Raw genomic sequence first — 7,204 nt, forward strand, 5'->3', positions numbered from 1 at the left:
GCGGGTTGCCGACAACGCCAAAGCGCTGGCCGACGGGTTCCTGCGGCGTGGGGCGCGGCTGGTCACCGGCGGCACCGACAACCACCTCGTGCTGCTGGACGTCACGTCATTCGGGCTGACCGGCCGGCAGGCCGAATCGGCGTTACTGGACTCCGGCGTCGTCACCAACCGCAACTCCATCCCTGCCGATCCGAACGGGGCTTGGTACACCAGCGGCATCCGGTTGGGCACCCCGGCACTGACCACCCGCGGCTTCGGTGCCGCCGAGTTCGACCGGGTCGCCGAGCTGGTGGTCGACGTGCTGGCCAACACGCAACCCGGTTCGGGAGCCTCCGGGCCCTCCAAGGCCAAGTACACCTTGGCCGACGGCACCGTTGAGCGGGTGCACGCCGCTGCGGCCGAGCTGCTGACGGCTAACCCGCTGTATCCGGGGTTGACGCTCTAGAGGCCACCAATTTCACGGCACCTGTGTACGCGGGTTACAGTTACTTTCATGGCAGTAAAACCTGTTGCTAACGCATTTATTCTTGAACTCGAGCCGGTCGTGGGCGAGAACCTCGACCGCCACCTCGGCACCGAGAACTTGTGGTTCGCGCATGACTTCGTGCCGTTCGACCAGGGCGAGAATTATGCCTTCCTCGGCGGGCGCGATTGGGATCCGTCGCAGGTGACGCTGCCCAAAACCATCACCGACGCGTGCGAGATCCTGCTGATCACTAAAGACAACGTCGCCGGTTACCACCGCGAACTCGTCGAGCACTTCATCCTCGAGGACAACTGGGCCAATTGGATCGGCCGCTGGACGGCCGAAGAGCACCTGCACGCAATTGCGCTGCGCGAGTACTTCGTGGTGACCCGAGAGGTCGACCCGACCGCCAACGAGCAGGTCCGCTTCGAGCACGTGTCAGGCAAGGGTTATCGAGCCGATCACTATTCGCAGGTCGAAACCTTGGTGTTCATGGCTTTCTTCGAGCGCGCCCACGCCGTGTACTGCAGCAACCTGGCGGCCCAGATCGAAGAGCCCGTGCTGGCAGGTCTGATCACCCACATCGCGCGAGACGAAGAGCGGCACGAGGAGTTCTTCGCCAACCTCGTCGCGCACTGCCTCGGCTACACCCGCGACGAGACGATCGCGGCGATCGCTGCCCGTGCCGCCGAAGTCGCTGTGGTCGGCGCCGACATCGACGCTTACCAAGACAAGGTGCAAAGCGTCGCTGACGCAGGCATCTTCGGCCCGGATCAACTGCGCCAGGTGATCTCCGACCGCATCACCGCATGGGGGCTCGCCGACGAGCCTGCGCTGCGGCAGTTCGTCATAGGCTAAGACGCGGCTGAGCTTTCGCCACGGCGCGCCTGCGCGGCGCACATGCGCAGACCGGAGTAGCGTCGCATTCGATGGCTAGCGACATGCTCTGCTGTCCGGGCGGCACCTTTCGTCTTCACTTCGACAGGACCGCCGGCCCCGGTCCTGGCGCCGCGGCCCCCGCCGAATCGTCCGTGCGGGCCGCACGGGCATCAGCCCGGTTGTGACGCCCCGCGTGTACAGGTGGGGGTGGGGCCACCACCCGCACGCGGCAGCGAACCGGGCGATGAGCTCGAGGAGCGCTCGTGACTGATTCCCCGGCGGTCGCACAGGACACCATCCGGACGTATGTGCTCGACACCTCCGTGTTGTTGTCCGATCCGTGGGCCTGTTCCCGCTTCGCCGAACATGAAGTGGTGGTTCCGCTGGTGGTGATCAGTGAGCTGGAAGCCAAACGCCATCACCACGAACTCGGCTGGTTCGCCCGACAGGCATTGCGCTTGTTCGACGACCTGCGGCTCGAGCACGGTCGGCTGGATCAGCCGATTCCCGTTGGGACACAAGGCGGAACGCTGCACGTCGAACTCAACCACAGTGATCCGGACGTGTTGCCGGCTGGGTTCCGCACCGACACCAACGACTCGCGCATCCTATGCTGCGCCGCCAACCTGGCCGCAGAGGGCAGACGAGTCACGTTGGTGAGCAAGGACATTCCGCTGCGTGTCAAGGCCGGCGCGGTGGGTCTGCCAGCCGACGAGTACCACGCGCAAGACGTCGTCACGTCCGGCTGGACCGGGATGACGGAAATGGAAGTCACCGCCGAGGACATCGACGCGCTGTTCGCCGACGGCGAGGTCGATTTAGCGCAAGCACGAGACGTGCCGTGCCACACCGGTATTCGACTGCTTGCCGGCAGCTCTCATGCGCTCGGCCGGGTCAACGCCCAAAAGCACGTCCAGCTGGTCCGCGGAGACCGCGAGGTGTTCGGACTTCGTGGTCGCTCCGCCGAACAGCGGGTGGCGCTGGATCTGTTGCTCGACGAGTCGGTGGGCATCGTGTCGATGGGCGGCAAGGCTGGCACCGGCAAGTCGGCGCTGGCGCTATGCGCCGGTCTGGAGGCCGTGCTGGAACGACGCACCCACCGCAAGGTGGTGGTCTTCCGCCCGCTCTACGCGGTCGGCGGCCAGGAGCTGGGCTACTTGCCCGGCAGCGAGAGCGAGAAAATGGGCCCGTGGGCACAGGCGGTCTTCGACACTCTCGAAGGTCTGGCCAGCCCGGCGGTGCTCGAGGAGGTGCTGTCCCGCGGAATGCTCGAGGTGCTGCCGCTGACCCATATCCGCGGGCGGTCGTTGCACGACTCCTTCGTGATCGTCGATGAGGCGCAATCGTTGGAACGCAACGTTCTGCTGACCGTGTTGTCCCGGCTGGGTGCGGGATCGCGGGTGGTGCTGACTCACGACGTCGCACAGCGCGACAACCTTCGGGTGGGCCGCCATGACGGGGTGGCGGCTGTGGTCGAAAAACTCAAGGGCCACCCGCTTTTCGCGCATATCACGCTGCTGCGCAGCGAGCGGTCGCCGATCGCCGCGCTGGTCACCGAGATGCTCGAAGAGATCACCCGGGCCCCGCTGCCGTAAGCTTCCGGCCGTGCCCAGACGACCAGACTCCCTCGCGTGGCGGTACTGGCGCACGGTCGCAGGAGCGGTGGCAGCCGCGATCGTGGTGGCGATCGGCGCATTCACCGGGCACGTCAGGTTCGCCAAAGCCAACGACGTCGTCGACTGCGCACAAGTGAAATGCGTGGCGTTGACGTTCGACGACGGCCCCACCCCGTACACCGATCGGCTGCTGAGCATCCTGACCGCCAACCACGCCAAGGCGACGTTCTTCCAGATCGGCAACAAGGTGGCCGCCAACCCGGCCGGCGCGAAACGTGTCGTGGACGCAGGCATGGAAATCGGCAACCACACCTGGGAACACCCCAACATGACGATGCTGCCGCCGGCCGATGTGCCCGACCAGCTTTCGAAGGCCAACGACGCGATCGCGGCCGCCACCGGTGTGACGCCCAAGCTGTGGCGGCCGCCGGGCGGGCTGACCGACGCGGCGGTCAACGAGCAGGCCGCAAAGTTCGGTCTGGCCGGCATCCTTTGGGACGTCATCCCTTTCGATTGGATCAACGACTCGAACACCGCGGCCAGCAGGTATCTGCTGATGACCCAGATCAAACGCGGCTCGGTGGTGTTGTTTCACGACACCTACTCCAGCACCGTCGATCTGGTCTACCAGTTCATCCCGGTGCTGAAGGCCAACGACTATCACCTGGTGACGGTGAGCCAGCTGCTCGGGCAACGAGCACCGGGCAGCGTGTACGGCGGCCGGGAGAATGGGCCGCCGGTCAATGATCTGCATGACATCCCGGTCGCGGAGATCCCGTCGTTGCCCAACACGCCGTCGCCGAAGCCGATGCCCAACTTCCCGATTACCGATGTGCCGGGTCAGAACTCAGGCGGATCGAACAACGGCAGCTAGCGCTTCCAGGCGCGACAATCACTCAGGCCACAGGCGTCTCTACGCGGAAGCGGCAGTCAATCTGCCCGCCTCACAGCGACAACAAGACCGGGCCGAGAGTTGTCGCTCGGAGGCGGGCACATGGAACACGCTGGGCCGCAGGTACTCATGTGACTAAAGTGACCGCGCCACTTACCCTTCGGGTAGGTCGCCCGATGCGGCCAACGTCAGCAGCTCACCCCGGCCGATCTGACTGACCAAGCTGGCCGAGTCAAAGTAGATGCGCTCGTTGGTGATTCGATCACTGTCGAAGAAGAACACCGCGATGATCGGCACCCGAAATGCCTTGCCGGTCGGCGGCAGACCGTAGAACTCACCGAGGTTGGTACCCAGCAAGTCGAATTCGGTGATCACCGCGTCGTCGCTGAAGTGGTATCGAACGTTTTCGTGGCGCTGGTCGGGAAACGCGGTCCGGGTGGTCCGGTAGTAACCCATCACTTCGTCGTCGCCGTCGAAAACCTGGCCGGTGGCCATGATCTCGTAACGCGGATGCCCGTTGAACGTGGCCAGGGTTCGTTCGAACGCTTTGGTCACCTCGGTGTTCATGTGCTCTTCGATGATGGCCAAGCGGCTTCGGCGGAGTTCGTCGCTGATCATGTCGGCGCGTCGTTCACCTTGGCCATCGCGAGCACGTCGAGGCGGCGGTCAAGTTCCTCTTCGGACAGCTTGTCGCCGATCAGCCCGCGATCGATCACCGTCTGGCGAATCGTCTTGTGCTCCTTGAGTGCTTGCTTGGCCACCGCCGCGGCCTCCTCGTAGCCGATCGCCGAGTTCAGCGGTGTCACGATCGACGGCGAGGACTCGGCCAGCTCGCGCAGGTGCTCGGCGTTGGCGGTCAGCCCGATAACGCAGCGCTCCGCGAAGAGCCTCGACACATTGGTGAGCAGCTTGAACGACTCCAGCAGATTGCGCGCCATCATCGGGATGTAGACGTTGAGCTCGAATTGCCCGTTCGCGCCACCCCACGCTATCGCCGCGTCGTTGCCGATCACCTGAGCCGCGACTTGGGTAGCCGCCTCCACCAGAACAGGATTCACCTTGCCGGGCATGATTGAGCTGCCCGGCTGCAGATCGGGAAGCTGGATTTCGGCCAGTCCCGTCAGCGGGCCCGAGCCCATCAAGCGGATATCGTTGGCGATCTTGGTCAATGACACCGCAATCGTTCGCAGCGCGCCGGACGCCTCTACCAGCCCGTCGCGGGCGGCCTGGGCTTCGAAAGAGTTGGCCGCCGTGCGCAATTCGGTCAACCCGGTGTCCTTGACCAGCACCTCGACCACTTTGGCGCCGAAGCCGTCGGGAGCGTTGAGGCCGGTGCCCACCGCGGTGCCACCGATTGCCAGCTCGCCCAACCGGGGCAGCGTGGCGCGCACTCGTTCTATGCCGGCTTCGATTTGGCGGGCGTATCCGGAAAACTCCTGCCCGAGTGTCACCGGGACGGCATCCATTAAATGCGTGCGGCCCGATTTCACCACCGTGCGCCACTCGCGGGCCTTACCCTCCAGCGCGTCGTGCAGCACCTGCAGCGCCGGGATCAGGTGGCGCACCGCGGCTTCGGCGGCCGCGATGTGGGTGGCGGTCGGGAAGGTGTCGTTGGACGACTGGGACATGTTGACGTCGTCGTTGGGATGCACGGTCACCCCGTTGGCCGCCGCGATCGAGGCGATCACCTCGTTGGTGTTCATGTTGGAACTGGTGCCCGACCCGGTCTGGAAGACGTCGATGGGAAACTGGTCGTCGTGACGTCCGTCGGCGATCTCGGCCGCGGCTGCGATGATCGCATCTGCCTTCTCCGGCGCCAGCAGCCCGAGGTCTGAATTCACCTGCGCGCAAGCGCCTTTCAGCAGCCCCAACGCGCGGATCTGAGTGCGCTCCAGGCCCCGTCCGGAGATCGGGAAGTTTTCCACCGCACGCTGAGTCTGCGCCCGCCACAATGCGTTTGCGGGCACCCGGACTTCGCCCATAGTGTCGTGTTCGATGCGGTATTCGGTGTCGTTCTCGGTGGCGTGAGCGCCCATCGATTGGGTCCTTCGGTGGTGGTTACGGCAACGGATATTGCGCGTTGGAATCGCCGGTGAAGTCGATCGCGGAGTATTCATTGAGTTTCGACAGCCGATGAAAGCCCTCGACCATCCGCAGCGTGCCCGACTTCGAACGCATCACGATCGACTGAGTGGTGCAGCCGCCGGGCTCGTAGCGCACGCCTTTGAGCAGGTCACCGTCGGTGACGCCGGTGGCGCAGAAGAAAACGTTATCCCCGGAGACCAGGTCGTAGGTGGTCAACACCTGGTCGAGGTCGTAGCCGGCATCGAGTGCTTTTTGTCGTTCCTCATCGTCCTTGGGGGCAAGCTGCGCCTGGATCTCACCGCCCATGCAGCGAATCGCCGCCGCGGTGATGATGCCTTCCGGGGTACCGCCGATGCCGGCCAGCATGTCGGTGCCCGAACCCGGCCGGCAGGCCGAAATCGCACCCGCCACGTCACCGTCGGTGATCAGCCGGATCCGCGCGCCGGTGTTCCGCACGTCCTGGATCAGCTGCGCGTGCCGCGGCCGGTCCAGGATGCACACCGTCATGTCCGGCACTGAGAGTCCCTTGACTTTCGCGACGGCGCGGATGTTGTCGGCGATCGGCGCGGTGATGTCCAGCACGTGCGCGGCGTCGGGCCCGACGGCGATCTTGTTCATGTAGAACACCGCCGACGGGTCGAACATCGCGCCGCGATCTGCCACCGCCAGCACCGAGATGGCGTTGGGCATGCCCTTGCTCATCAGCGTGGTGCCGTCAATGGGGTCGACGGCGAAGTCGCAGTCTGGGCCGTCGCCGTTGCCGACCTCCTCGCCGTTGTAGAGCATCGGCGCGTGGTCTTTCTCGCCCTCGCCGATTACGACCACCCCGCGCATCGACACCGAGTTCACCAATTCGCGGATCGCGTCGACGGCCGCCTTGTCGCCGCCTTCCTTGTCTCCGCGACCCACCCAGCGCCCGGCAGCCATTGCACCGGCTTCGGTGACGCGTACCAGTTCCAGAGCAAGATTGCGGTCCGGGGCTTCACGACGGCGATCTGGCATGCGCTGATTGTCCCAGAGCCGGGTTGGCACTCCGGAGCTGGGATACTCGTGGTGTGACGATGCAGCCGCAGCCCTCGGCCAAGCCGGCCAAGCCTCGGCTGCTGCAGGACGGCCGGGATATGTTCTGGTCGATCGCGCCGCTGGTGGTGGCCTGCATCATCTTGGCGGGCATGGTCGGGATGTGCACTTTTGCCCCGCGCGGGGCGAACCGCGGACCGGTGCCGTCTTACGACGCCGCCGGCGCGCTGCGGGCCGACGCGCAGA

General features: G+C 65.2%; 7 protein-coding genes and 1 pseudogene. 5 read left to right on the top strand and 3 right to left on the bottom strand.

The genetic code is table 11. The features are described from left to right. The 4 genes and pseudogenes from WB785_RS14910 to WB785_RS14925 form a co-directional block, all read left to right on the top strand. Positions 1-445 (top strand): annotated as a pseudogene (locus WB785_RS14910) (glycine hydroxymethyltransferase); the annotation flags it as partial. A 48-nt stretch (positions 446-493) separates the two neighbouring features. After that, complete coding sequence (locus tag WB785_RS14915) at positions 494-1,324, top strand: acyl-ACP desaturase (RefSeq protein WP_424080102.1); 831 nt, start codon at positions 494-496, stop codon at positions 1,322-1,324. A gap of 317 nt (positions 1,325-1,641) precedes the next feature. Then, positions 1,642-2,940 (top strand): PhoH family protein, encoded by a 1,299-nt coding sequence (locus tag WB785_RS14920; RefSeq protein ID WP_424080107.1) that lies wholly within the window; start codon positions 1,642-1,644, stop codon positions 2,938-2,940. A gap of 91 nt (positions 2,941-3,031) precedes the next feature. Beyond that, on the top strand, positions 3,032-3,835 hold the full coding sequence (locus tag WB785_RS14925) for a polysaccharide deacetylase family protein (protein ID WP_424080108.1): 804 nt from the start codon (positions 3,032-3,034) through the stop codon (positions 3,833-3,835). A gap of 171 nt (positions 3,836-4,006) precedes the next feature. On the opposite strand, the gene WB785_RS14930 is transcribed toward WB785_RS14925, so the two are convergent. Genes WB785_RS14930 through glpX form a run of 3 tightly spaced genes read right to left on the bottom strand, consistent with a single transcriptional unit; the run spans position 4,007 to position 6,940 of the window. Beyond that, on the bottom strand, positions 4,007-4,471 hold the full coding sequence (locus tag WB785_RS14930; protein WP_424080103.1) for an ester cyclase: 465 nt from the start codon (positions 4,469-4,471) through the stop codon (positions 4,007-4,009). Then, positions 4,468-5,889 carry a class II fumarate hydratase gene (locus tag WB785_RS14935; RefSeq protein ID WP_424080104.1) on the bottom strand — a complete coding sequence of 474 codons (1,422 nt, stop codon included), beginning with the start codon at positions 5,887-5,889 and terminating at the stop codon, positions 4,468-4,470. The genes WB785_RS14930 and WB785_RS14935 overlap by 4 nt, the downstream gene beginning before the upstream one ends. Before the next feature lie 22 nt (positions 5,890-5,911). Beyond that, the gene (gene glpX, locus WB785_RS14940; RefSeq protein ID WP_424080105.1) at positions 5,912-6,940 is read right to left on the bottom strand and encodes a class II fructose-bisphosphatase; all 1,029 of its coding nucleotides are present in this window, start codon (positions 6,938-6,940) and stop codon (positions 5,912-5,914) included. A gap of 53 nt (positions 6,941-6,993) precedes the next feature. Between glpX and WB785_RS14945 the strand changes: the two genes are divergently transcribed. Then, on the top strand, positions 6,994-7,204 hold a 211-nt coding region (locus WB785_RS14945; protein ID WP_424080106.1), incomplete at its 3' end, for a DUF4245 family protein.

It is taken from the genome of Mycobacterium sp. (assembly GCF_049585075.1).
Classification (GTDB): domain Bacteria; phylum Actinomycetota; class Actinomycetes; order Mycobacteriales; family Mycobacteriaceae; genus Mycobacterium.